We start from the raw sequence: 24,439 nt of genomic DNA on the forward strand, positions 1-24,439 counted from the left end.
GTGTCTAGAAGTAATAGCCTTGTTTAGGTATTTTATATAAAAGATGTTTGCGCAATTATCAATGACATGGAATATATTAGAGTTAATATTTAACTGATGAAGAGTAAACCGAAGGATAATTATATTGTTTAATACTGTTTTTAAATGGTCTTGTCGATACATTGTGACATTAAACATGTGTTATTAAGTTGCTTTTAGTCACTTCTGACAAATTGTTTCAACTCATTAGCAAAAAGTTGAAGTTTCCTATTTACATTTTCTATATCACTTACTAGTTGTTCATAATAAGGGTAAGTCCTTTGAATATCTTGAGGTGAGATTGATTTATTACATTCTTTTTCCTTTTCTACTTTATACCATGAACGGTATTTGGCCTGCCATTCAGTTAGGTGTGGTCTTAAACCATCATTTAGAACCATCATTGATATATCAATAAGGTTTTCAGTATCTTCTTTCTTTTTTCCTGATAGTTTTTCTACCGGAAGCGCTGCTATTTGTTCTCTGATACATTGAAATAATGTATGCCAGCTATCGTATACTTCAACGATCACATCCTTATCTCGTTGAAAAGGTAAGGCTGCTTTTCTTGTTACTAGCTCAGTCCATATCTTATGTGCAATTTTTTTATCCTCTATATTAGGCTTGATTTTTATTTGAGTTCCTGTAAATGGTTCCTTGATTGTGATTTCATCGGTCTTGTAATCTTTTAATGCTGGTTGTATTTTCTTGAATAATATAATTAATAATACTAGAGCGGTTGTTATCAATAGTGGTACTGGGAAATTTATTTTTAGCGCTGAGTTAAACCCATCTAAACTTATTGAGATAATATTTAATTCTATTGGTTGAGTTGCCGTAGCTTGTGCTACTGGAATTAAACTAGACATGATGTAACTATCCTTATTTACTACCCATCATTATTATAAATCGTTTACGTTAATATCAAACCAGACTTTTGGTCTACCCGTTTATAAAAATCAGCAAATTGACAGGGGTCTGAAATAACCATGTTTAATTTTGATTTATTGTTGCGGTGTATACTTTCTATTATATCCCTTGCCCCTTCTGATTGGGCTATATCTATTTTTTTGTAGTCTCTTATTTTATTGTATCTAATTGATTGTAAGTCAATATCAATTGCTGCATTGCCAAAATAATAGAAGTGATTTGAGATTAGGACAAATGTAGATTTAGTATCTCTCTCTAAGTTTGTGATATTATAGCTGCCATCAGGGTTACTATGATGTGAATCTTCTTGTATCCATGTTTCGTCTATATCTTGATGATATATATTATCTCCTAACATTTGCACGTGACTGCCATTTCTAGACGGTTTTTTCAGAGAAAAACGTGAGTCTGACCAATAATCATTAAAACTTATTTTTTCTGTTATTTTCATTAATAAGATGCACTTTTTATTTGCTGTGCGTAACTTTGCCCCTCCAATTCCTAAAATCCAATCATCTACATTTGCCGATTTTCTTATTCGTGGCTTGCAAGTTGCTAAAGTACAAGCTCCATGAAATGGATTAGGTGCGAACCCAAAGTCTCGAGTGATTGCATAAGCGTACAAAAATGAGTTTGGAGATATCAGCATATGATATTTCCCCCATTAATTTTCTCTCTCTCTCGACCATCAGCATGTTGGAATTGGCTATTGCCATCTAGCGCCTCGATAATCGACTCAGCTCTCCATCCAACAATAGATGTTGCATATCTTTTAAGATTGTCAGGTAGTTCAACATCGTCTTTTAAACCATTCTCATAAACGCCAATAATTGGTTTTCCAAGCTGATGGGCTACTTTTATTTCCCAATTAACCCACGGCCTTGTATGTGTTTCCTTACCTATAACAACGATAACTTGACTTGCCCATCTCATTTTCATTCTAAGAAGACGTTCAATAGTTCTGTCACTGATTTTCTTTTGGTCTATGCGCGCTTGGTTCTCTGGTTTTACTCTTATTGAGCTGTTCCTGAATTGATAACCTTTAGATGATGCTAAGCGAGTAATCCCATCAACACTTGCATCATCCTTGTGGTGATGACTAATAAATACGTTTCGTTGAATAGTATTAACCATTTTAATCCTCACTAATATAGTTAAAAAAGTTCGAAGTTACTTTTGAACTTATAATTATACGTTTGTTTTGGTCTCTTATTGTTAAATTTGGTCCGGCACCTTTTATCAATCTCACATGCACCACTATTTTCCATATCCATTAATGTGTAGCATCGTTGTGCTTGTGGTAGAAAATGAAATATTTCATCCATATCCCAACTTTCATTATATATTTCTGCGATCATATGCTGATTTTCTGTAAACCAAAACAAGCACTCTTCGCTGCTCATGCCATCTCTATTTTCAAAAATCCAGTTAATTCCCCTCTCGCATCCTGGGCCTGAAATCACAAAGTTATGTTCTGTAAATGGAAAGTCATTAAGGTACGTCAGATCGATAAAAATTTGGTAGGCCAGAAATCTACCTATGCCATGGAATGATTTTAGATTGCTATATACGATATCTTGTGTTGCTGCATTAGTGACTCCTTTCACAATTGAATCCTGATTGTAGAAAACAAACTTGATCATTCTTATGATCATGTTTTTTTCTATTTTACCTTCTCGCTTCTCTAGAAAGGAACCAAAGCTTACTTTTGGTCCACCAAGTATATATGCTGCGCTAAAGAATACATATTTGGGATCGTTGGAAGCTATTGCTGATAGTTTGTTTCTTACTTCTTCATCGATATAATCTAAGCGCATATTAGAGAAATGAAATGGTGCGCCAAGTGAGCGTAGCGTATCGCTTTTATTTATGACACGAAATAAAAATATGTTTAATATTTTGTTTTCATAGCTCAAAGATGCATTGTTAATCACATTAGAGATTAACCATTTCGTTTCTCTATCCCATGTTCTCTTGGTATTTACAAACTTATACTTTCTTAATATTTCATCAGTAGTCCAAAAGGGAGGAAGTTCTAGAATGCTTTTTTTATAATAAATAGATGTTCTTTCCCGTTGATGATAAAACCACTCCTTTATTACTCGATCATTTAGTATTGGTTTGGCAGACTTTATTTTCTGCTTACTAACGTTACAATATAATATGTCATTTTTGTAATCCACAGATGAAAGCCTCTTTAAAGAAATTACTAAACGCGTTTGTACCTAAAGTAGCATTGTTAAATACGTGGTCGGATTTTGATTTGTTTTCCACTACATATTTATCAATTTCATAATTTTCGTAGTTATTATTTTCTCTCTCTATATAGATAATAGTGAACTTATTATTCTTGCACCATAATAGCTCATTGGTTGAACGTACATCTGTTATTATAATGCTCTTAGTATTATCGATGGATTTTATTTCTTCAGTGAGCATTCTGATGAATATTTGCTCCTCTATGTTTCTTAAAGAGTTGAGATTGAGCCAGATATCTCTTGGTGAATATGTTATTTTTTCTCCAGTAGATAAAACTATATTTAAAGGTAATGATTTTTCCTCTGGTTGATAGTCTTTTTCTAGCCAAGGATATATGTGGTGAGCAAGTTTTTTTAACTGATCACTGAATGAGAGACGAATAAAGTCATAGTTGTTTATTAAATAATTGGCAAGATAATCTTTTCCACTGCCAGAGACTCCCATAAAAGCAATTTTCATGGTGCGACCTTTATATGTTGATTGAATTTGTTTTTAGTGATAGATAATATAAAGTCTTGACTTAATCTTGAGTGTAAAGTAATTGGTTGCATGAGTCTGTTTTGGTAAACATATGTCAGTGTCGCATCACAATATCCCCAAAGAAGATTACCATTATAGTCTACATCGTAATGTGTAAATATAGCTTGCATTTCAATTCTGGTCAGCTCTATTGGTGGCAAATCTGTAATATTCATTGTTATCATATTTTCAATGAATAAGACTATGTCATGTAATAAATGTTTAGTTTCCTTCAGAGAGCTAGCAAAATAAATATTGTCTTGGTTTTTAATGTCTAGATTTTGCTTATCTTTGTTGGAAAGTATGTCTTGGGCCTGCTTTATCTTATCTTCATAGATGTGCAAGTTTGTAATTGACTGATGCAAATAACCTAACCTTAATTCACTATCAACCTCTTTTTGTAACATAGAAAGGACTAATTCTTGCAAAAGACTAAATTCAAAAATATTTATATGGCTTACTCCAAAAATTAAATCTCCACTTCGTTGAGTTACCTTGATATTTAGTTTTTTGTCTGGCGTGACAAAAAAATGGATTAGGTTATTGCAAGGGATGTCTAGGCTATTTTCTAAATTCACACCAAGTAGGCTTTCACTTGTGTCCCTATTTGGCATGTAAAGACTTATTACAGCTCTTCTTGTGAATATACCTTCACTTTTAAATTGTTTAATTACATTATCTATCTGCCCATATGCATAGAGCCTTTCACCGTAAGCAGCACGCCAGGTAATACCATCATCTGAATATTCTTTTGCCCTAGGTACAAAGAACGATAAATAAGGGGCGATTTTGTTCATTCCTGCCAATACCCAAAGAGTTTCTGCAAACGTGGCAAAAATATTGTTTTTTCTACCTAATAAGCTTAGGTGTCTTGACCTGGGGTCATTTAATATGATGCTTACATCATATAGTGTTAATGTTTTCCCGTTTCTTGATGAGGTATTAATACCATCTAAAAATATCTTTTCTATGGCATTTACTATAACGCCATTAATATTGCTTCCATAAACGACATGCATAATATTGTCTCGTTTGATAAATATGAGTTTGGCGTAGATTAAATACTTTATTCTCTATTTAAAATAGTGTTTTAGGACGTTAGAGAAATACGGTGTCATAACGGTGAAAGACTCACTATCGGGCCTTCAATATAAAACCGTTTCCCGATAGGGATATCTGCCACTTGCCGTTGTATATCCACCATGATTTTTTTCACCTATGCAACTATGTCGATGGTGCTTGTTGCATAAGTGCGACAATCTAATCTCGTAATAGAGTGGGCGAGGGGCGGATCAGAGATAACGTCTCTCCCGATCACAGTCTCGAATACACCGGATGCTGTTAACCAACCTCGGGGCTGCGGGTTGGGTGTTGCCCCCTGTTGTTCGCCGAGGTGAGCCCGTTTGTCCAGGCCGCGAGGCAGGACGCCGAGCGAGCGCCGCTGGGCCATGGGCCAAACCGGTATTGGACGAGCAACGCTCGGCCCGGTTTGGCGCAAGGACATGGATGTCCGTAGCGGACTTTGACCGACGCCAGGGATGGCGAAGGTCAAAGCTCATCGGCGCGTGCCGTGGGACAAACGGGTGAACCGAGGGAACCCGACGCAGGAGGGCGAACAAGTGGGGGAGAAGACTTTTGGTGTTATTTGCCAAAGAGAGCGGGTCTTTCCAAAGTCACTCGCCAAGCCGCGCAGCGGCGGCGAAACCCCGTCGAGGACGGAGTCCTCGCGTCCTGCATGGCGAAGCCATGCCAATACCTTGTTACAGGGCAAAGACGTTACCGACCCCCTCACCCTAACCCTCTCCCGCATGGGGAGAGGGAATGGCGACCGCGGACGATTACGCTTTGCTAATCGACCCTACTGGCGAAGCCATGCCAATACCTTGTTGCAGGGCAAAGACGTTACCGACCCCTCACCCTAGCCCTCTCCCGCAAGGGGAGAGGGAATGGCGACCGCGGACGATTACGCTTCGCTAATCGACCCTACGCTAAAGTCGCTACCGCCCCTGACTGTCGCTGCCACATTGCGCCGTTGACCATTGATCTCGGAAAAGGGGTCAACAGACGCCCGTCGCCATATTACGGAGCCAGAGTGGTCTTATCTATGGTTTTGATGAGCTAACTATCAGAAAAGAGTGATTTTTTGCGCTGGCACAAACTTTTATTAATTGGTGATTAGTTGTTGGTTGTCGGGGCTTGGAGCTGGCGGGGCGGTGGGATGACGCCGCGAGAGGCGTGCAAACGGTAAAAAGAGGGGAGCGCAAACGGAAAAAAGCGAAGGGGCCCGCAGTGGGCCCCTTGTTATTGGCGCTCGACGCCGCTATTTGGTGGCGGGGGTAGGGAAGTATTTGCTGTGCAGTAGCGGGTATTCGCTGCTCGCCAACACCTGGGTCAAGCCGGTCTGGAACTCCTTGACCAGCTCGTCGCTCACCGGATGGCTGAAGGCGAAGCAGAATTGCTCCGAGCTCAGCACCCACTGCTCCTTGAAGCGGGCGGGGTCGAGTTTTTGCTCGACGATCAGCTGCTCCATGGTGGTCTTGTTGGTGGAGACCAGATCGACCCGGCCAGAGGTGAGCATCTTGAGCGCCTGTGCCAGCCGGTTGGCGGCCATCAATTTGGTCTCGTCAAAGCCGTTGTTGAGCAGCAGTTGCTCCCCCACATCGGCTCGCACCGCCCCGATATTGAACGTCTTGGCATCGTCGAGCTTGGTGATGGTGATATTGCGATCGGCCAGCCCCACCAGCACGATCTCGGCATACCCGATGGGGCAGGCCCATTTGAACAGAGGATCCCGTGCCTGGGTGCGGGCGGTGGAGAAGAGCACCGCATTGGGCTTTTGGGTCAGCAGGTAGTAGCCGCGCGCCCACGGCATGATGGTGACGGGCTGCGCTGGCGTATTGGTCTTTTTCCATATCAGTTGCAGCAGCTCGACCGCGAGGCCGGTGGGGGTGCCGTTGGCATCGGCGTAGTTGTAGGGTTTGTACTCTTCGGTGATGTAGTGCAGTTTGCCGAGCTCAGGACTCGCCTGTGCGAGGGTGGCCAGCAGCGCCCCGGCCAATCCAATCCATGGTTTCATTTTTGCCATCCTGATCAAGGGAATATCTGCTCAAGTGTGACCAAGCTGGCCGATTTCGCCAAGGTGACGGAGCATGTTTGGCAAAAAAGCGCGAGGGGCGGCCGCCATCCTGCGCCCAATGTCGGCGGCGATCAGGGCGTTAGCGCAGCGGCAGGTATTTGGCTTGCAGGGCCGAGAAATCCGCCGAGGCGACGACCTGGGTCAGCGCCTGCTGAAAGAGGGCGACCTCGCTGTCGGGCACCTGACGGCTGAAGGCGTAGCATAGCGGTCTGGCATCCAGCACGAAGGCGACATGAAAGTCATCCGGCTTGAAGCCGATCTGCTGCAGGGTTTGATAGCCCGCCAGCTTGTTGGTCGCAAACAGATCGGCGCGACCTGAGGTGAGCATTTTGGCCGCCTGGGTGAGACGGTTGGCCAGCATCAGCTGGCGTTCATCGATACCGCGTTCGAGCAGCAGCTGTTTGGAGACGGTGGAGCGCACCACGCCGACCTTGTAGCGGCTGATCTCGGCCACGGAGCCAAGGGTGATGTTGTCCGCCTTGCGCCCCAGCAGCACAAACTCCGAGTGATCGATGGGGCATGCCCACTTGAAGAGTACTTCCCGCTGCGGGGTGCGGGCGGTGGCAAACAGCACCACATTGGGTTTTTGTTGCAGCAGGTTGTAGCCCCGGGCCCAGGGCATAATGCGGATGGGCTGGGGCGACACGCCCCGCGCTTTCCAGATAAGCTGCATCAGCTCCACCGACAATCCGGTTGGCATCCCTTGCTGGTCGCTGAAATTAAACGGGGGAGAGATTTCGCTCAGATACTCGAGTTTGCCCGGATCGGCCTGCGCGAAGGTGGCCCACAAGAGCAGTAGCAGATGAGGTAAGTGCCATGTCCGCACGGGAAAGATCCTTTGCAATCAACTATGTAGCCCAGTTTGACTGCTTGTGGCGGGAATAGCTAGCCACCTCTATTGCATCTTTCATCAATAAAATGGGCAGCGAACTGCTGCCCAGCGGGTGAGTGAGTGCTCAGCGCACCGGCAGGTATTTGGCCTGCAATTTGCGAAACTCTTCCGAGGCGAGGGCGCGGGTCAGGCCCTGCTGAAAGAGGGTGATCTCGCTGTCGGGCACCTGACGGCTGAAGGCGTAGCAGAGCTGCTCGGCGCTCAGCACCATGGCCACATTGAAGTCGTCGCTGCTCAGCTTCAGTTCGCGGATGGCGTCATATCCCGCCAGCTTGCTGGTGGCGAGCAGGTCGGCGCGGCCGGAGAGCAGCATCTTCAATCCCTGCGACAGGCGGTTGGCCGGGATGATGTTGTTGTCATCCATGCCGTTGTTGAGCAGCAGCTGCTCGGCGGCGTCCGAGCGCACCGCGCTGATCTTGTACTGGCTCATCTGTTCGAAGGCGGTCAGGGTGATGTTCTGCGCTTTGCGGCCCAGCAGTATGTACTCCGAGTAGCCGATGGGGCAGACCCACTTGAAGAGATCCTCCCGCGCCTGGGTGCGGGCGGTGGAGAAGAGCACCACGTTGGGCTTCTGGGTTAGCAAGTAATAACCTCGCGCCCAGGGCAGGATGCGCACCGGCTGGGGCGTCACGCCGCTGTGTTGCCAGATCATCTGCAGCAGATCGACCGCAAGGCCGGTAGGCTGGCCTTGCGGATCGCTGTAGTTGTAGGGGGGGTACTCTTCGGTGAGGTACTCGAGCTTGCCCAGATCAGCCCGGGCCGTCGAGGCCCAGCAGAGCAGCAACAGATGACAGGTCAGCCATATCCTCATAGGGAACATCCTTAGCGATCAACCTTCCCTTGAGTGTGACCATGAACAGAGTAAATAGCCACTCACTGCCGTTACCAGCGGGCGCGGATCTGCCCGATAGGCTGGTAGGCCTCATCCCGCAGCCCCACCAGCAGGGTCTTGCCATCCGCTTGCAGCCGGAACTCGCCGTAGCGGGCCGCTTCGTACTGCTCCCCCGACCCCTCTTCAAAGAAGTAGGCATCGGGGCCAATCTGCCACTGTCGCTCGCTCTGGTGCACCTGCAATAGCCGCTCATCGCTGGCGAGCCGATCCGGTTTGCCATCGGGCACCAGACTGGCCACCTGATGGGCATCGAGGCGGATCACCAGGGTGTCGCTGCCCTTATTTTGAGTAGTACGGGCGTCGCGGCTGGTCAGCTCGCGGGCAATTTCATAGTTGAGCCGCATGTAATCCCCCTGCATCAGGGAGCGGGGATCGACCGGGGCGAGCCGCAGCAGCACCACTTCGCCGCTGCTCATGGCGTGCTCATAGCGCCAGACGGTGGCATTGATGCCTGCCAGGATGGCGAGGCCGCTCAGCAACAGAGCGAGCTGTCGGGTGACGAGTTTCATGAGTCGCTCCTTGCCGCGAAGGTGGTGAGCAGTTGGCGGGCACCCAGCAGCAGGATGCCGGAGCCCAGCAGCAGCCAGGATTTGGTCATCAGGGTGAGCCCCAGATCGTAGTAATAGAGCGAGCCATAACCGAGCAGCAGCAGGGCCGAGAGGGTCATCAGCCCCAGACTGCCGGCATAAAAGCCGAGGATCAGCACCAGTGCGCCCGCCCCCATGCCGGGGATAACGGCGCTGATCAGCACCAGCGGCAGGCCAAACGGCAGGGGGAGCCTCAGTTTCAACATCACCGCCAGCAGCAGGGCGGCACAGAGCAGGGGATTGAGCCAGAGCGGCAGGCGAGAAAGCCCCAGCTCGTTCAGCACGCTGCCGCCGCCATCCCACAGCGGGTGGTGCAGACGGCCCAGCACCAGCAGGGAGAGGGCCAGCCCCAACGTGATGGAGTGGTAGAGCTGGTGGCGCTCTGGATCTCTATCTGCCCGCAGCCAGCAGAAGGTGATGGCCGCCATCACCAGCGGCAGGGCCAGCAGTTGCAACCCGAGGCAGGCGAGACCAAGAGTGAGCAGCAGGGCCGCCGCCACGCAGTGAAACAGCCGCACCAGCCAGTGATCGAACAGCACGGCGATGGCAAGGGAGAGCAGGCACATCCCGAACCAGAGCAGGGCGTGATGAAGGTCCAGCTGATCGAGCAGGCCATAGAGCAGCCAGGCATCGGCCGCCAGGGTGAGGGCCAGCACGAACTGATCCCAGAGATCGCCGCTTTGGCTGCGATTGAGGGCGTAGGCCCCCGCAAGCAGCACGGCCCCCAGCAGCAGGGCGCTATTGGCTTCGCGGGTCAGCTGCTCGAAGGTGAGAAACAGGAAAAAGAGCAGGAACAGGGCGGCAATCCAGCCCACCAGCCCGAGCAGAAAGCGGCTCGACCAGTGGGGCTGGGTATCACGGGGCTGATCCCCCTCCACCAGATTGGCCTGTTGCAGTGCTTGCCAAAGGGTCAGATCACTCATGGGACCTCCGTTGTTGTTGCAGCCAGCGGCTGGCGGCGACCGAGAGGCCGATGGCGATAAGGCTCAGCAGCAAGAAGCCGTTGATGTCGGGCTCCATCCACTTGCCCAGCGCCGCGAGGATGACGGCAATCAGACTGAGGCACCCCATGGCGAGTCCGGCGATAAATTTGTGGTGCCACAAGGCATAGGCCGCAGCGAGCCAGCCAAGCCAGAGTGGCCACACCAGCGCAGAGGCGGCATCAAACAGCGCCAGCAGGGTGAGCAGGGTAGCTCCCAGACCGGCAGCAAGGCCCGCCAGCCAGCTCGGCATCAGGCGCCAGCGGGCTGGCGCCAGCAGAAGCAGACCCCAGAGGGCGGCGTTGAGCAGGGTAAGGCACCAGCCCAATCCCTCTTCATCGAAGGTAAAGAAGAACGTGAACAAACCGAGCCGCCAGTAGAGCACCAGCGCCAGCTGGCCGAGCAGCCAGCTCAAGGTCCAGAGCAGCGGGCTTTGGCCAAATACCGCCAGTGGCACCAGCATTAGCGCCCAGGTGGCGAACAGCTGCCAAGGATCAGCGCCGGTCTGGTAGGTCTGACCCACCAGCGCCAGCAGGGCGCCGATATTGAGGGCGATGGCGAGCAGCAGCGCCTGACGGGGGGTATCCCCAAGGGGCTTTCGCCACAGCAGAAGCAGCATGGCGAGCAGCGGCGCCTCCAGCAGGGCGAGGCGGGAGACCCGGCCCAGCTCTTGCCAGTTGAAGGCGACGAAGAAGATGAGGCCAGCCCCGATGCAGAGGGCACCGAGCCAGAGCAGCAGCCGGTCAAACAGCCACTGCCAGCGCGCCGGATGGGGGGGAAGATCGGTGAGGGTCAGGGCGTCCGCCAGCTTCTCTGGCGCCAGCCGTCCCTGTTTGACCCATTCGAGAAGCGTCTCTCTTGATACGTTGTGCATGGGGGGACTCCACGAGGTTTGCCCCATTATGGCATGAGGCACCCGCAACCGTGCACTGCCCCTTGGCTGTAAGGCAGGTGGTTGCGACAGCGGATTACGCAATAGACACAGCAGCAAACAAAAAAGCCCTCCACAGGGGAGGGCTTGGTCAGCGGAAAAGGCGATCAGGCAAAGATCAGGGTGCTCACCCCGAGGCCGACGAAGAGGATGGCGCAGGCGATGCGGATCCCCTTGAGCGGCAGCTTGTCCGCCCCCAGCTTGCCGATCAGCACCACAGGCACGTTGGCCAGCATCATGCCGAGGGTGGTCCCGGTAATGACCTGCACCAGCGAGTCATACTTGGCGGCCAGCAATACGGTGGCGATCTGGGTCTTGTCACCAATCTCGGCGATGAAGAAGAGCACGAAGGTGGCCATAAAGGGGCCGTATTTATCCAGCGAGCTCTCCTCGTCATCCATCTTGTCCGGCACCAAAATCCAGATAGCCATGGCGATAAAGGCGATGGCGACCAGCCAGGTCATTATCTTGGGATCGAGCCAGCGGCTGATGAACTCGCCAATCCAGGCAGCGCCCGCATGGTTGAGCAAGGTAGCCGCCAGCATGCCGGCGATGATGGGCCAGGGCTTGCGAAAACGGCAGATGAGCAGCAACGCCAACAGCTGGGTTTTATCGCCGATTTCGGCAATAGCGACGCTGAGGGTTGAGGTTAACAAGGCTTCCATAAAAATGACCGGGGGACGGAATTGTTATAAACCAAAGACAAGCCTGCGCCATCCGTCCCCGGTATTGGCACTGGCCCGTCAAAGGTCTTGTCAAATCCATGGCTGGCATGGATCACCCTGACCATGGTGATTTGGCACCAAGTATGTTGATCAGGGTCGCAAACCGGTATTCATGCAATGGATGGCACCGGCGTGCGAGACTACTCCCCCTCGATGGGAGCGGGCATTCTAGGGAAAAACCGCATGAGTGACAAGGGGATCAGCCACCCACCAGCTTGACGCTGAAACCGGCTTTCTCCAGCTCGGTTTTGATCAGGTCCCGTTTATCCCCCTGGATCTCGATCACTCCCTCCTTGATACCGCCTCCGGTGCCGCACTTTTTCTTGAGCAGGGTGGCCAGGGATTTTTGCTGATCGGCGGGTACGCCATGAATGGTGATCACCCCGGCACCCTTGCGCCCCTTGGTCTCGCGGCGAATGCGCACGGTGCCGTCGGTGGGGAAGGGGGAGGCGGATTGGGGAGCGCTCTGCTCCTTGATCATGCCGCCATCTGTGCTGTAAACGAGGCGGCTGTTGTTGTCGTGACTCATGGCATTACTTTATGGGTTAGCTAAGCGGAGTTTGATTTTACTCAAATAAAAGTTGAAGACACAGCTTATAATGCCCCAAGTAAAAGCGAATTATTATTGTTTAACTTCAGGAGTCAGTCATGGTACTCACGCAGTTGTCACCGGGACAGAGTGCTCGCATCAAGAATATGAATCAGCTCGCCCGGCCGCTGCGCCGCAAACTGATGGTGATGGGCCTGTTGCCCCAGACTGAAGTCATCTATCTGCGCTCCGCCCCCCTGGGGGATCCGCTCCAGATCCAGTGCCAGGGGATCTGTCTCTCCATGCAAAAGAGTCTGGCCCAGCAAATAGAAGTCGAGCCGGTATAACCCCCTGCTCGGCTGCCGCTCCGGTCAAGAAAGTCACCGGGAGCGGTTCAGAGACAAGAAGTCGAACCTGCAAAGCGGCTTGCCACACACGCGGCGGGTTCAGAAGAAAATAGAGGTAGAGCTGGTATGAATTATTCCCTGGTAACGGTAGGTAACCCCAATAGCGGCAAGACCTCCCTGTTCAACGCCCTGACCGGTGCCCGCCAGCAGGTAGGCAACTGGAGTGGCGTCACCGTCGACAAGAAGATGGGTGAGTTCAGCGCGGGTGAGCATCACTTCAAGCTGATGGATCTGCCCGGCATCTATAGCCTGGCCAGTCAGGATGGCAGTCTGGACGAGCAGATCGCCAGCCGCTTTGCCCAGGGCCAACAACCCGACCTGCTGCTCAACGTCATCGACGCCGCCAATCTGGAGCGCTCCCTCTACCTCACGCTGCAACTGCGCGAACTGGGCCTGCCCATGGTGGTGGTGCTCAACAAGCTGGATATCCTGCAAAAGCGCCGCATCGTCATCGACGAGAGCAAGCTCGGCAAATCCCTCGGTTGCCCGGTGGTGGCCCTCTCTGCCCACAACAGCAAGCAGGTTGCCGCCTTCAAGCAACAGATCCGCCAGTTTATCGGTCAGCCGCAAGCCGCCTTGCAGCTCGATTACGGCCACGAGCTTGAAACCGATCTGGCGGAGCTGGAGACCCTGCTCGCCCCGCATCACCTCACTACCCGTGGCCGCGCCCTGCGCCTGCTGGAAGAGGATGCGGTGATGCAGGAGACCCTGCTGCCCGGTCAGCAGGCGGCCGCCGCCAATGTAGTGGCTCGCGCCCATCAGGGACAGGATATCGACCTGCAATTGGCGGATATTCGCTACGGCCATATCCATCAGTGGGTACAACAGGCTCGTCAGCAGAAGGGCAAGCTCACCGAGGCCCAGAGCGAGTGGCTGGATCGGGTGCTGCTCAATCGCTGGATTGGCATCCCCTTCTTCCTGTTTGTCATGTACCTGATGTTCCTGTTTGCCATCAACGTTGGCAGCGCCTTTATCGACTTCTTTGACATCATGGGCGGCGCCCTGTTTGTCGATGGGGTGCACCACCTGCTGGGACTGGTCAATGCCCCTGAGTGGCTGGGCGCCATTCTGGCTGATGGCTTCGGGGTCGGCTTGCAGACCGTCGCCACCTTTATTCCGGTGATTGGCTGCCTCTATCTGTTCCTCGCGGTGCTGGAGAGTTCAGGCTATCTGGCCCGTGCCGCCTTCGTGGTGGATGCTCTGATGCGCCGCCTCGGCCTGCCGGGCAAGGCGTTTGTGCCGATGCTGATGGGTTTTGGCTGTACCGTCCCCTCAGTGATGGCGACCCGTACCCTCAACTCCGAGCGGGAGCGGCTGATGACCTCCGCCATGGCCCCCTTCATGTCGTGCGGTGCACGTCTGCCGGTTTACGCCCTGTTTGCGGTGGCTTTCTTCCCCGAGTCAGGTCAGAACCTGGTGTTCGGTCTCTACCTCATCGGCATTCTGGTGGCGGTGCTCACCGGCCTGTTGCTGCGCAGCACTCTGCTGCCGGGCAAGAGCGACTCCATGCTGATGGAGATGCCGGATTATGAGTGGCCGCGTCCGGTCAACGTTGCCATCAAGACCTGGCAGAAGCTCAAATCCTTCGTCTTTGGCGCAGGTAAAACCATCGTGCTGGTGGTTGCCGTGCTGAGCGTGCTTAACTCCCTGGGTACCGATGGCAGCTTTGGCCATCAGGAGCAGGAGAGCTCGGTCCTGAGCAAGATCAGCCAGGCGGTGACCCCTGTGCTGCACCCCATCGGTGTACGCGATGACAACTGGCAGGCCACGGTCGGTATCGTCACCGGTATCTTCGCCAAAGAGGCGGTGGTCGGTACCCTCAACAGCCTCTACGCCGGTGGTGGCGCAGATGAAGAGGAGGCGAGCGAGTTCTCGCTGGTGGCCAGTTTCCACGAGGCGATCGATGCTGTGGCGGCCAATCTGGCGGAGATCAACCCGAGTGACCCCATGGGGCTTGATGTTGGCAACCTTGACGACCAGAAAGCTGCCGCCGAAGCGCAGGAGGTCGATGTTTCCACCTACGGCAACATGCAGACCCACTTCGACGGGGCGGCCGGTGCCTTTGCCTACCTCTTGTTTGTGCTGCTCTACATGCCTTGCGCCGCCGCCATGGGCGCGCTGGTGCGGGAAACCGGTCGTCAGTGGGCGCTAATGACGGCGGTATGGTGCAACTATATGGCCTTTATGTGCGCGACGCTCTTCTATCAGGTCGCGACCTTTGCCACTCATCCGGAGCAGAGCCTGTTCTGGATCGTCAGCTACGGCCTCTCTCTGGTACTGCTCTGGTGGGCTGGTCGCCGTCACGGTGACATCGTTGCCCGCAAGGTGGTGACCTTATGATCCTGCGCGAGCTGGGGGATTACCTCGCCGCGCAGCAGAAGGTGAGCCGGCGTGATCTGGCTCGCCACTTCCATACCTCGGAAGATGCGGTGGAGGCCATGCTCGGCGTCTGGATGCGCAAGGGGCGGGTCATCAAGCGTGAAAGCCGGGTCTGTGGTGGCAGTTGCTGCGGCAAGAGCGAAGAGGTGATGTTCGAGTGGTGTGACGCGGGCCAGATTGGCATCAAGATCCGCTAAACGACTACCCAACCTCATCACCAAAGATCGAACAATAAAAAACGGCAGATCCTGCGCAAGGGTCTGCCGTTTTTATTGCTGAAAACAGGCGGGATCAGGCGCCTTGGCGAGCCTCGCTCAGCAGTGCCAGCGCCGGTTGGGCGTTGTCCGGCATCAGCCGGTAGGCCTTGTGGTGCTTGACCAGGGTGGTCTTCTTGTTGCCCTGGCTCAGCAGCAGGCCGTGCTTGAAGGCCGCCTCGGCCAGCACCTTCTCGTCACCGCGCACATAGAGGGTGAGGGGTTTGACAAGCTCACCGTCCTCGATATGGCCTTCATATTCGCTGTGGCTTACCACCAGACTGGCCTGACCGCCCGATTGCAGGCGCAGCTTGGCGTTTACCTCGCTTTCGGTCAGCACCAGCCAGCCTGCCGTTGCCAGCTCCTCCAGCAGGGCTGCCAGCTTGGCCCCCAATTGCTGCGGATTGGTCATGGCGCATTGGTATTGGAAGGCGATGCGCTCTAGTAGCCCCTTGAGATCGGCACCCGCGCCCAGGGTGCGGCCAAGCTGCACCCAAGCTTTCAAATCTTCCATCACCAGACGGGAGAAGCGCTTCTCCTTGAGGGAGTCGGCCATCCAGGTGCAGAGAAAGTGGCTCTCTTGCGCCGGAGTGCGCTTGCCCGCCTTTTGCTCGGCGGTGCGGGCCAGTTCGGCCAGGCTCTGGGTGGCCATCTCGAGCAGGGCCTGATTGTAGGTTGGAGAGGTCATAAGCAATCCTTGAGTTGACCACCACAGGTCAACACCGATGACAGAGATGGCAAAGGCGCCAGTGGCGCCTTTGCGGTTCAATAGAGCAACTGCCCGCCTTATTTCGGCTGACGGGGCTTCTTGGCGGCGGCCAGACGCTTGAGGCGCTGACCCTGCAGCTTGGCTTCGGCCATCACCTGGGCCACGGCGTTATCTTCACGCTGCGGGCGCTTACCGAAGCGGCGACGCTCCTGCAACTGCTTGATCAGCTCGTCACGGCTGCTCACCTCATAGCCCGGCACCATGATGCGGCGGATCTTCTGGCCGATCAGGGCCTCGATCTCCAGCAGGGTACGCTCCTCTTCACGGCTGACGAAGGAGATGGCCATGCCGCGCTTGCCGGCACGACCGGTACGGCCGATGCGGTGCACGTAATCTTCCGCCAGGAACGGCAGATCATAGTTGACCACGTATTCCAGATCCGGAATGTCCAGACCACGGGCGGCCACTTCGGTGGCGACCAGTACCCGTACCTTGCCTTCCATGAATTCGCGCAGGGCGCGGCGACGGTTGCCCTGGGCCTTCTCGCCATGGACCACGGCGGACTTGATGCCGTCGAGGTTCAGCTCCTCGACCAGCACATCACAGCTCTCGCGGGTACTGGCGAACACCAGCACCTGCTGCCAGTTCTGCTTGCCAATCAGCTCTGAGAGCAGCTCGCGCTTGCGCTTCTGCTCGACCGGATAGACGGTGTGGCTGACGGTGTCGGCGGTGGAGTTCTGCTTGTTGACGCTGACGATCTGCGGGCGATCCAGCATCAGGTTGGCCAGCTTCTTCACCGCATCGGAGAAGGTGGCGGAGAAGAGCAGGTTTTGACGGGTCTTGTTGACCGCTTGCAGGATCTTCTGCACATCGGCACTGAAGCCCATGTCGAGGATGCGATCCGCTTCATCCATCACCAGACACTCGACGCCGGAGAGGCTGAGGTTGCAGGCGGTGAGGTGCTCCAGCAGACGGCCCGGGGTGGCCACAATGATGTGAGCGCCCGCTTTGAGCTTCTTGGCCTGCACGTCCTGCTTGCCACCGCCGACGATGGTGATGGTGGTGATATCGAGATACTTGGCGAAGTCATTGATGTTGCTCGCCACCTGAGCCGCCAGCTCGCGGGTCGGGGTCAGGATCAGCACACGGGCGTTGGAAGGCTGGACCGGCGCCGGATTGTCTACCAGACGCTGCAAGATGGGCAGGGCGAAGGCGGCGGTCTTGCCGGTACCGGTCTGGGCGCTGGCCAGCACATCGCGGCCACGGCGAATGGCCGGGATCGCCTGTTGCTGCACAGGGGTCATCTCCTGATAACCGCAATCTGAGACAGCACGCAAAATCTCGGGGGCAAAATCGAACGATTCAAATCTCATAATGGGTTCCTGTGTTCCAGCTGGGCTGTGTTTGGCTTGGTTAGCTCGGCATGAGCGAGACGGAGGTTGTAACCACCGACGGCTGCGCCTGACATCAAGTCAGAGAGTGAGCCGGAAAATGGCGGGCGCGAAGTGTAACAGATAGACGTCACAAATTCTGCCTCAAATGGTTGTCCTTTTCTCATCCTTTGTGGTGTGAATGACGGTTGAAAGCAATCATTTGACTCCCAAATGCCAAGCTTGGAGGTGTGGGCTAACGGTTTTGGGCAAGGACGAAAGGGATATTGATGGAACTGGAACAGTTAAAACGCCAGCTGGAGCAGCTTGGCGAGCGCAATGACAGCATGCAGCAGGCACGCCACCGCAAGCTGCTCAATATCACCCGCGACACGGGGGAGTTGCTGTCAGTATTGGTGCAGACCCGTGGGGCGCAGGCGGTGCTGGAGATCGGCACCTCCAATGGTTACTCCACACTATGGCTGGCAGAAGCTGTGCGTCGGCTGGAGGGGCACGTTACCACCATTGAGCTGGATGAGGATAAGCGCGTGCTGGCCCATGACAACTTTCAGAGGGCAGGGCTGGCCCCCTGGGTAACCTTGCTGGCAGGGGATGCAGGCGAGCTGTTACCGACCTTGCCGCAAGGCGGCTATCAGCTCATCTTCCTCGATTCGGATCGTCAGCACTACCGGGCATGGTGGCCGCAGATCCGCCGCCTGCTGGCACCCCGTGGCTTGCTGGTGGTCGATAACGCCATCTCCCATCGCAGCGAGATGGTGGAGTGGATGAACGAGGTCGGGCAGGATCCGGCTTTTACCACCTCGCTGGTGCCGGTCGGCAAGGGGGAGTGGCTGGTGGTGCGTTTGTAGGGGTAGCTACAAAAAATCAGCCCCGCATTGGCGGGGCTGATTGTGAAAGCTCATCATGGCCTTGGCCGGTCGGATTAGACCGCCAGATAGTCCATGATCCCTTCGGCTGCCTTGCGCCCTTCGTAGATGGCGGTCACCACCAGGTCGGAGCCACGTACCGCATCGCCACCGGCGAACACCTTGGGATTGCTGGTCTGGAAGGCGTATTCCGCCTGCTCGCGGGCCTTGATGCGATCCCGGTTGTCGAGCTCGATGCCGAACTCTGCCATCCAGGGCTGGGGGTTGGGCTGGAAGCCAAACGCCATCACCACCGCATCGGCGGCCAGCACCTGCTCGGAGCCTTCGATAACCACCGGATTGCGGCGGCCATTGGCGTCGGGTTCACCCAGCTCGGTGCTTACCACCTTGATGCCGACGGTGCGACCGCTGGCATCCAGCTCGACCGCCACCGGTTGCAGGTTGAACATGAACTCAACCCCCTCCTCGCGGGCGTTTTTCACCTCCCGCTTGGAGCCCGGCATGTTCTCCTCGTCGCGGCGATAGGCGCAGATCACCTTGTCAGCCCCCTGACGGATGGCGGTACGCACGCAGTCCATGGCGGTATCGCCACCGCCCAGCACCACCACCTGCTTGCCGGCGAAGTCGATGTAGTCGGCTTGTGCCTTCTCGAACCCCAGCAAGCGGTTGGCGTTGGCGATGAGGTAGGGCAGGGCGTCATAGACTCCCGGCGCCTCTTCGTTGGCAAAGCCGCCCTTCATGTATTTGTAGGTGCCGACCCCGAGGAAGACCGCATCGAACTCGCCGAGCAGGTCGGCGAAGGTGATGTCCTTGCCCACTTCGGTCTCGAGACGAAACTCCACACCCATCCCCTGGAATATCTCGCGGCGACGCTGCATCACCTCTTTTTCCAGCTTGAAGGAGGGGATGCCGAAGGTGAGCAGGCCACCGATCTCCGGATATTTGTCAAACACCACCGGGGTAACGCCATTGCGTGCCAGCACATCGGCACAGGCAAGACCCGCAGGGCCGGCGCCGATGACGGCGACCCGCTTGTCGGTCTTGACCACGTTCGAGAGATCGGGCTTCCAGCCCATCTCGAATGCCTTGTCGGTGATGTATTTTTCGATGTTGCCGATGGTCACCGCGCCGAAGCGATCGTTGAGGGTGCAGGAGCCCTCGCAGAGGCGATCCTGCGGGCAGACCCGACCGCATACTTCCGGCAGGCTGTTGGTCTGGTGGGAGAGCTCCACCGCCTCCAGAATGCGCCCCTCTTTGGCCAGTTTCAGCCAGTTGGGGATGTAGTTGTGGACCGGGCACTTCCACTCGCAGTAGGGGTTGCCGCACTCGAGGCAGCGATCCGCCTGCATCTGTACCTGCGGCTGATTGAAGGACTCGTAGATCTCCACAAACTGTATTTTGCGGATCTTGAGCGGCTTCTTGGGCGGGTCGACCCGCTGGACATCGATAAACTGAAATACGTTCTGGCTCATAGGGTTCCCTCCTTATTGCGCCTGGATTCTGAGTTCTGCACTGGAACGGCTGGTGTGACCCAGCAGCGATTTCACGTCGCTGGACTTGGGTTTGATCAGCCTGAACTTGGGCACATAGGAGTCGAAGTTGGCCAGGATCTCCTCGGCGCGCGAGCTGCCGGTCTCATTGAGGTGCGCCGTGATAATGCCGCGCAGGTGCTCCTGATGGATGGCGAGATCCGCCACGTCCAGCAGTTCCACCAGCTCGGGGTTGGTGCGCTTGGCGAAGTTACCGCACTCGTCGAGCACGTAGGCAAAGCCGCCGGTCATGCCCGCCGCGAAGTTGACGCCGGTCTGACCGAGCACGGTGACGATGCCGCCGGTCATGTATTCACAACCGTTGTCGCCAATCCCCTCGACTACCGCCAGCGCGCCGGAATTGCGCACCGCGAAACGCTCGCCGGCAGTGCCCGCGGCGTAGAGTTTGCCGCCGGTGGCGCCGTAGAGGCAGGTGTTGCCGATGATGGCCGCTTCATGGGATTTGAACGCCACACCGACATGGGGCTTGATCACCAGCTTGCCGCCGGTCATCCCCTTGCCCACGTAGTCGTTGGCGTCACCGGTGAGGATCATCTCAAGGCCACCTGCGTTCCAGACGCCGAAGCTCTGGCCTGCGGTGCCGTTGAAGTGCACCTTGACCGGATCCGCCGCCATTCCCTGATTGCCGTGACGTTTGACGATCTCGCCCGAGAGGCGCGCACCCACCGAGCGGTCGGTGTTGCGAATGTCGTAGCGGAACTCGCCACCGCTTGAGGTTTCCACCGCTTCCAGCAGATCCTCCACCATTTTCAGGTTGAGCGGCCCCTTGTCGAAGGTGGGGTTGTGCTGCTGGCTGAACAGGCTGGAGCCTGCCGGTGCTACCGGACGGGCCAGAATGCCGGAGAGATCCAGCTTGGCCTGACGGGCGGTGAGGCCGGGCAGGGCTTCCAGCAGATCGGTGCGGCCAATCAGGTCGGTCAGCTGGGTGACGCCGAGCTGGGCCATCAGCTCGCGGGTCTCTTCGGCGATGAACTTGAAGTAGTTCATCACCATCTCCGGCAGGCCGGTAAAGTGCTCGCGACGCAGCTTCTCATCCTGAGTGGCTACGCCGGTAGCGCAGTTGTTCAGGTGGCAAATACGCAGGTATTTGCAACCGAGTGCCACCATGGGGCCGGTGCCAAAACCGAAGCTCTCGGCGCCGAGGATGGCCGCCTTGATGATGTCGAGACCGGTCTTGAGGCCGCCATCCACCTGCAGCCGCACCTTGTGGCGCAGACCGTTGGCGACCAGCGCCTGCTGGGTTTCAGCCAGACCCAGTTCCCACGGGGAGCCGGCATATTTGACCGAGGTGAGGGGGCTCGCGCCAGTGCCGCCGTCATAACCGGAGATGGTGATGAAGTCGGCATAGGCCTTGGCCACGCCGCAGGCGATGGTGCCGACGCCAGGCTCGGAGACCAGTTTCACCGACACCAGACAGCTCGGGTTGATCTGCTTGATGTCGAAGATGAGCTGGGCCAGATCCTCGATGGAGTAGATGTCGTGGTGCGGCGGCGGTGAAATCAGGGTCACGCCGGGCACGGAATAACGCAGCTGGGCGATCTGGGCAGTCACCTTGTCACCGGGCAGTTGGCCACCTTCGCCGGGCTTGGCACCCTGCGCCACCTTGATCTGCACTACATCGGCGTTCATCAGGTAGTGGGGGGTGACACCGAAGCGGCCGGAAGCTACCTGCTTGATGCGGGAGTTCTTCTCGGTACCGAAGCGCTTGGGATCTTCGCCACCTTCGCCGGAGTTGCTCTGACCGCCGAGGCGGTTCATGGCGACAGCCAGCGCCTCGTGGGCCTCAGGACCGAGGGCTCCGATGGACATGGCGGCGGAGTCGAAGCGGGGGAACAGCTTGTCGGCTGGCTCAACCTGATCCAGCGCGACCGGATTGTCGACTTTCTTCAGGGCCAGCAAATCGCGCAGGGTTGCAACCGGGCGCTCGTTCACCAGACGCGCGTACTCCTTGTAATCAGCATAGTTGCCGGAGCGCACCGCCGCTTGCAGGGTCTGCACCACATCCGGGTTGTAGGTGTGGTACTCGCCGCCGTGCACGAACTTGAGCAGGCCGCCGTGGGGGAGGGGCTTGCGGGCCAGCCAGGCCTGACGGGCCAGATTGTGCTGATCCTGCTGGATATCGGCAAAATCGGCACCCTGAATACGGCTCGATACGCCGCGGAAGCAGGTATCGACCACGGCTTTGGCAAGACCCACCGCTTCGAACAGTTGGGAGCAGCGATAGCTGGCGACCGTGCTGATGCCCATCTTGGACATCACCTTGTAGAGCCCCTTGTTGATGCCGTTGCGGTAGTTGACCATGGCCTGGCGCAGGGACATGGCGAGCACGCCCTCTTCAACCTGTTTGGCCAGGGTTTCGTAGGCGAGATAGGGGTAGATGGCGGTCGCGCCAAAGCCCAGCAGCACAGAGAAGTGGTGCGGGTCACGGCAGCTTGCAGTCTCCACCAGAATGTTGGCGTCGCAGCGCAGGTTGTTGTCCACCAGGGTGCGCTGTACCGCGCCCACCGCCATGGCGGCCGGGATCGGCAGGGTGTCGGCGCTGATATCGCGATCCGACAGCACCAGCAGCACGGTGCCACTCTTGGCAGCAGTTTTGGCCTCCTCGCAGATGCGCACGATGGCCGCTTCCAGCCCCTCTTCGGGCTTGAAGTTGAGGCTGATCACCTGATGGCGGTAGTACTCACCTTCCAGTGCCAGCAGCTGGTGGAAGTCGGAGTAGAGCAGGATCGGTGACTGGAACAGCACCCGGTGGGCGTGGCCGAAGGTTTCGTTGAAGACGTTCTGCTCGCGACCGATACAGGTGGCCAGCGACATCACGTGGTTTTCCCGCAGCGGGTCGATGGGCGGGTTGGTCACCTGCGCAAACATCTGGCGGAAGTAGTCATAGAGGGTACGCGGGCCGGAGGAGAGCACCGCCATCGGGGTATCATCCCCCATGGAGCCCACCGCCTCCTGACCATTTTCACCGAGAACCCGGATGATCTGATCCAGCTCCTCGAAGGAGTAGCCAAACAGCTTCTGATAGGTTTTCAACTGGTCGTCGGAGAACTCGCGGCTACCGGTCTTGCTGTCGTCCATCTGCTCGAAGGGGACCAGTCGGCGGCAATGCTTGTCCATCCACTGTTTGTAGGTGTGGCGGGTCTTGAGATCGTCATCGATCTCGAAGCTGGTCCACACCTTGCCGTTGCTGGTATCCACCACGAACAGCTCGCCCGGGCCGACCCGGCCCTTCTCCAGCACTTCGTCCGGGGTGTAGTCCCAGGTGCCGACCTCGGAGGCGAGGGTGATGAACTTGTCCTTGGTGATGACGTAGCGGGCCGGACGCAGACCGTTGCGATCTAGTGCGCAGGTGGCGTAGCGACCGTCGGTCATAACGATACCAGCGGGGCCATCCCACGGCTCCATGTGCATGGAGTTGAAGTCGTAGAAGGCGCGCAGGTCGTCATCCATGTTCGGGTGCTTTTGCCATGCTGGCGGGATCAACAGGCGCATGGCGCGGAACAGATCCATACCACCGGCGAGGAAGAGATCCAGCATGTTGTCGAGGCTGGAGGAGTCAGAGCCGGTGGTGTTGACGAAGGGAGCCGCTTCCTGCAAATCGGGGATCAGCGGCGTCGCAAACTTGTAGCTGCGTGCCTTGGCCCACTGGCGGTTGCCGGCGATGGTGTTGATCTCGCCGTTGTGGGCCAGATAGCGGAACGGCTGGGCCAGCGGCCAGCGCGGGCTGGTGTTGGTGGAGAAACGCTGGTGGAAGACGCAGATGGCCGCCTGCATACGGATGTCAGCGAGATCCAGATAGAAGCGCGGCAAGTCCACCGGCATGCACAGCCCTTTATAGACGGTGACCAGGTTGGAGAGGCTGACCACGTAGAAGTAGTCGTCGTTGACGCGCTTTTCGATGCGGCGACGCACGATATAGAGACGGCGCTCGAGATCCTTGTCGACCCAGCCGGGCGGGGCGTTGACAAAGACCTGTTCAATGCTGGGCAGGGAGGCTTTGGCGATGGTACCCAGTACGTTGGTATCGACGGGCACCTTGCGCCAGCCGACCAGACTCAGGGTCTCTTTTTCCAACTCTTCGTCGATGATGTCGCGGGTCTGCTGGGCCAATACGGGGTCAGGGTTGAGAAACAGCATGCCGACCGCATAGTTGCGGCCAAGGTGCCATCCCTTCTCCTCGGCGACAGCTCTGAAGAAGCTGTCCGGTTTTTGCAGCAGCAGACCGCAACCATCGCCGGTCTTGCCATCGGCGGAGATCCCGCCGCGGTGCTGCATGCGAGCCAATGCTGACATCGCGAGACGGACAAGCTTGTGGCTGGCTTCCCCTTCCATGTGGGCCAACAGGCCGAAGCCACAGTTATCCCTCTCCAGCTTTGGATCATATAGTGACATTGCATTTCTCCCTTGCTCGGCCTTGTATCGCACAGTCATCACCTGACTGCATAAATTGCGATTGGCTCTTGTGGTTCCGTCTGCCTGACGTGG

The 24,439-nt window shown here is 55.5% G+C and carries 22 protein-coding genes; 4 read left to right on the forward strand and 18 right to left on the reverse strand.

Features of this window, described 5'->3' with window-relative positions:
- Nucleotides 1–194 precede the first annotated feature (194 nt).
- From AACR14_RS03125 to AACR14_RS03190, 14 genes are all read right to left on the reverse strand, one after another.
- Nucleotides 195–887: a hypothetical protein gene (locus tag AACR14_RS03125; RefSeq protein WP_019445082.1), complete on the reverse strand. Its 693-nt coding sequence runs from the start codon at nt 885–887 to the stop codon at nt 195–197.
- A 44-nt stretch (nt 888–931) separates the two neighbouring features.
- Nucleotides 932–1,597 (reverse strand): Nmad2 family putative nucleotide modification protein, encoded by a 666-nt coding sequence (locus AACR14_RS03130; protein WP_083851932.1) that lies wholly within the window; start codon nt 1,595–1,597, stop codon nt 932–934.
- Nucleotides 1,591–2,082, reverse strand: a complete 492-nt coding sequence (locus AACR14_RS03135) for a TIR domain-containing protein (RefSeq protein WP_083851933.1) — start codon at nt 2,080–2,082, stop codon at nt 1,591–1,593. Before AACR14_RS03135 ends, AACR14_RS03130 begins: the two co-directional genes overlap by 7 nt.
- Before the next feature lie 20 nt (nt 2,083–2,102).
- The gene (locus tag AACR14_RS03140) at nt 2,103–3,131 is read right to left on the reverse strand and encodes a nucleotide kinase domain-containing protein (RefSeq protein ID WP_026034901.1); all 1,029 of its coding nucleotides are present in this window, start codon (nt 3,129–3,131) and stop codon (nt 2,103–2,105) included.
- Nucleotides 3,115–3,666 (reverse strand): hypothetical protein, encoded by a 552-nt coding sequence (locus AACR14_RS03145; protein WP_019445084.1) that lies wholly within the window; start codon nt 3,664–3,666, stop codon nt 3,115–3,117. Before AACR14_RS03145 ends, AACR14_RS03140 begins: the two co-directional genes overlap by 17 nt.
- On the reverse strand, nt 3,663–4,745 hold the full coding sequence (locus tag AACR14_RS03150) for a thymidylate synthase (protein ID WP_019445085.1): 1,083 nt from the start codon (nt 4,743–4,745) through the stop codon (nt 3,663–3,665). Before AACR14_RS03150 ends, AACR14_RS03145 begins: the two co-directional genes overlap by 4 nt.
- Nucleotides 4,746–6,046: 1,301 nt before the next feature.
- Nucleotides 6,047–6,802: a substrate-binding periplasmic protein gene (locus AACR14_RS03155; protein WP_019445086.1), complete on the reverse strand. Its 756-nt coding sequence runs from the start codon at nt 6,800–6,802 to the stop codon at nt 6,047–6,049.
- Between the two features lie 139 nt (nt 6,803–6,941).
- On the reverse strand, nt 6,942–7,688 hold the full coding sequence (locus AACR14_RS03160; protein WP_019445087.1) for a substrate-binding periplasmic protein: 747 nt from the start codon (nt 7,686–7,688) through the stop codon (nt 6,942–6,944).
- Between the two features lie 130 nt (nt 7,689–7,818).
- Nucleotides 7,819–8,565: a substrate-binding periplasmic protein gene (locus tag AACR14_RS03165; RefSeq protein WP_019445088.1), complete on the reverse strand. Its 747-nt coding sequence runs from the start codon at nt 8,563–8,565 to the stop codon at nt 7,819–7,821.
- Nucleotides 8,566–8,636: 71 nt separating this feature from the next.
- A complete protein-coding gene (locus AACR14_RS03170; RefSeq protein ID WP_019445089.1) occupies nt 8,637–9,155 on the reverse strand; it encodes a GDYXXLXY domain-containing protein in 519 nt (172 codons plus the stop codon).
- Nucleotides 9,152–10,156 (reverse strand): DUF4401 domain-containing protein, encoded by a 1,005-nt coding sequence (locus AACR14_RS03175; protein WP_019445090.1) that lies wholly within the window; start codon nt 10,154–10,156, stop codon nt 9,152–9,154. Before AACR14_RS03175 ends, AACR14_RS03170 begins: the two co-directional genes overlap by 4 nt.
- Nucleotides 10,149–11,087 carry a DUF2157 domain-containing protein gene (locus tag AACR14_RS03180; protein ID WP_019445091.1) on the reverse strand — a complete coding sequence of 313 codons (939 nt, stop codon included), beginning with the start codon at nt 11,085–11,087 and terminating at the stop codon, nt 10,149–10,151. Before AACR14_RS03180 ends, AACR14_RS03175 begins: the two co-directional genes overlap by 8 nt.
- A gap of 164 nt (nt 11,088–11,251) precedes the next feature.
- Nucleotides 11,252–11,809 (reverse strand): TMEM165/GDT1 family protein, encoded by a 558-nt coding sequence (locus tag AACR14_RS03185; RefSeq protein ID WP_005337386.1) that lies wholly within the window; start codon nt 11,807–11,809, stop codon nt 11,252–11,254.
- 259 nt (nt 11,810–12,068) lie between these two features.
- Entirely contained in the window at nt 12,069–12,398 is a 330-nt protein-coding gene (locus AACR14_RS03190) for a translation initiation factor (RefSeq protein WP_005337385.1), read from the reverse strand.
- A gap of 119 nt (nt 12,399–12,517) precedes the next feature.
- Here AACR14_RS03190 and AACR14_RS03195 point away from each other — a divergent pair, with 119 nt between their 5' ends.
- From AACR14_RS03195 to AACR14_RS03205, 3 genes are all read left to right on the forward strand, one after another.
- On the forward strand, nt 12,518–12,745 hold the full coding sequence (locus tag AACR14_RS03195) for a FeoA family protein (RefSeq protein ID WP_005337384.1): 228 nt from the start codon (nt 12,518–12,520) through the stop codon (nt 12,743–12,745).
- A 126-nt stretch (nt 12,746–12,871) separates the two neighbouring features.
- Complete coding sequence (feoB, locus tag AACR14_RS03200) at nt 12,872–15,145, forward strand: Fe(2+) transporter permease subunit FeoB (protein ID WP_019445092.1); 2,274 nt, start codon at nt 12,872–12,874, stop codon at nt 15,143–15,145.
- Nucleotides 15,142–15,381 carry a FeoC-like transcriptional regulator gene (locus tag AACR14_RS03205; RefSeq protein WP_005350974.1) on the forward strand — a complete coding sequence of 80 codons (240 nt, stop codon included), beginning with the start codon at nt 15,142–15,144 and terminating at the stop codon, nt 15,379–15,381. The genes feoB and AACR14_RS03205 overlap by 4 nt, the downstream gene beginning before the upstream one ends.
- A 94-nt stretch (nt 15,382–15,475) precedes the next feature.
- On the opposite strand, the gene AACR14_RS03210 is transcribed toward AACR14_RS03205, so the two are convergent.
- On the reverse strand, nt 15,476–16,126 hold the full coding sequence (locus AACR14_RS03210) for a DUF2913 family protein (RefSeq protein ID WP_019445093.1): 651 nt from the start codon (nt 16,124–16,126) through the stop codon (nt 15,476–15,478).
- Nucleotides 16,127–16,224: 98 nt separating this feature from the next.
- On the reverse strand, nt 16,225–17,520 hold the full coding sequence (locus tag AACR14_RS03215) for a DEAD/DEAH box helicase (RefSeq protein ID WP_005337380.1): 1,296 nt from the start codon (nt 17,518–17,520) through the stop codon (nt 16,225–16,227).
- Between the two features lie 287 nt (nt 17,521–17,807).
- Between AACR14_RS03215 and AACR14_RS03220 the strand changes: the two genes are divergently transcribed.
- Complete coding sequence (locus AACR14_RS03220) at nt 17,808–18,386, forward strand: O-methyltransferase (protein WP_019445094.1); 579 nt, start codon at nt 17,808–17,810, stop codon at nt 18,384–18,386.
- A gap of 74 nt (nt 18,387–18,460) precedes the next feature.
- Here AACR14_RS03220 and AACR14_RS03225 read toward each other — a convergent pair whose 3' ends face one another.
- Both AACR14_RS03225 and gltB read right to left on the reverse strand, forming a co-directional pair.
- A complete protein-coding gene (locus tag AACR14_RS03225; protein WP_019445095.1) occupies nt 18,461–19,876 on the reverse strand; it encodes an FAD-dependent oxidoreductase in 1,416 nt (471 codons plus the stop codon).
- 12 nt (nt 19,877–19,888) lie between these two features.
- Nucleotides 19,889–24,346 carry a glutamate synthase large subunit gene (gene gltB / locus AACR14_RS03230; RefSeq protein WP_019445096.1) on the reverse strand — a complete coding sequence of 1,486 codons (4,458 nt, stop codon included), beginning with the start codon at nt 24,344–24,346 and terminating at the stop codon, nt 19,889–19,891.
- Between the last annotated feature and the right edge of the window lie 93 nt (nt 24,347–24,439).

Origin of the sequence: Aeromonas sp. 159, from assembly GCF_963862045.1 — a bacterium.
GTDB lineage: Bacteria > Pseudomonadota > Gammaproteobacteria > Enterobacterales > Aeromonadaceae > Aeromonas > Aeromonas veronii.

Bases quoted from the DNA above. Each gene is read 5' to 3' on its own strand.
- AACR14_RS03215 (WP_005337380.1), bottom strand. From the start codon at position 17,520: ATGAGATTTGAATCGTTCGATTTTGCCCCCGAGATTTTGCGTGCTGTC.
- AACR14_RS03175 (WP_019445090.1), bottom strand. From the start codon at position 10,156: ATGAGTGATCTGACCCTTTGGCAAGCACTGCAACAGGCCAATCTGGTG.
- AACR14_RS03195 (WP_005337384.1), top strand. From the start codon at position 12,518: ATGGTACTCACGCAGTTGTCACCGGGACAGAGTGCTCGCATCAAGAAT.
- AACR14_RS03150 (WP_019445085.1), bottom strand. From the start codon at position 4,745: ATGCATGTCGTTTATGGAAGCAATATTAATGGCGTTATAGTAAATGCC.
- AACR14_RS03145 (WP_019445084.1), bottom strand. From the start codon at position 3,666: ATGAAAATTGCTTTTATGGGAGTCTCTGGCAGTGGAAAAGATTATCTT.
- AACR14_RS03155 (WP_019445086.1), bottom strand. From the start codon at position 6,802: ATGAAACCATGGATTGGATTGGCCGGGGCGCTGCTGGCCACCCTCGCA.
- AACR14_RS03125 (WP_019445082.1), bottom strand. From the start codon at position 887: ATGTCTAGTTTAATTCCAGTAGCACAAGCTACGGCAACTCAACCAATA.
- AACR14_RS03190 (WP_005337385.1), bottom strand. From the start codon at position 12,398: ATGAGTCACGACAACAACAGCCGCCTCGTTTACAGCACAGATGGCGGC.
- gltB (WP_019445096.1), bottom strand. From the start codon at position 24,346: ATGTCACTATATGATCCAAAGCTGGAGAGGGATAACTGTGGCTTCGGC.
- AACR14_RS03180 (WP_019445091.1), bottom strand. From the start codon at position 11,087: ATGCACAACGTATCAAGAGAGACGCTTCTCGAATGGGTCAAACAGGGA.
- AACR14_RS03220 (WP_019445094.1), top strand. From the start codon at position 17,808: ATGGAACTGGAACAGTTAAAACGCCAGCTGGAGCAGCTTGGCGAGCGC.
- feoB (WP_019445092.1), top strand. From the start codon at position 12,872: ATGAATTATTCCCTGGTAACGGTAGGTAACCCCAATAGCGGCAAGACC.
- AACR14_RS03170 (WP_019445089.1), bottom strand. From the start codon at position 9,155: ATGAAACTCGTCACCCGACAGCTCGCTCTGTTGCTGAGCGGCCTCGCC.
- AACR14_RS03130 (WP_083851932.1), bottom strand. From the start codon at position 1,597: ATGCTGATATCTCCAAACTCATTTTTGTACGCTTATGCAATCACTCGA.
- AACR14_RS03225 (WP_019445095.1), bottom strand. From the start codon at position 19,876: ATGAGCCAGAACGTATTTCAGTTTATCGATGTCCAGCGGGTCGACCCG.
- AACR14_RS03210 (WP_019445093.1), bottom strand. From the start codon at position 16,126: ATGACCTCTCCAACCTACAATCAGGCCCTGCTCGAGATGGCCACCCAG.
- AACR14_RS03205 (WP_005350974.1), top strand. From the start codon at position 15,142: ATGATCCTGCGCGAGCTGGGGGATTACCTCGCCGCGCAGCAGAAGGTG.
- AACR14_RS03165 (WP_019445088.1), bottom strand. From the start codon at position 8,565: ATGAGGATATGGCTGACCTGTCATCTGTTGCTGCTCTGCTGGGCCTCG.
- AACR14_RS03185 (WP_005337386.1), bottom strand. From the start codon at position 11,809: ATGGAAGCCTTGTTAACCTCAACCCTCAGCGTCGCTATTGCCGAAATC.
- AACR14_RS03135 (WP_083851933.1), bottom strand. From the start codon at position 2,082: ATGGTTAATACTATTCAACGAAACGTATTTATTAGTCATCACCACAAG.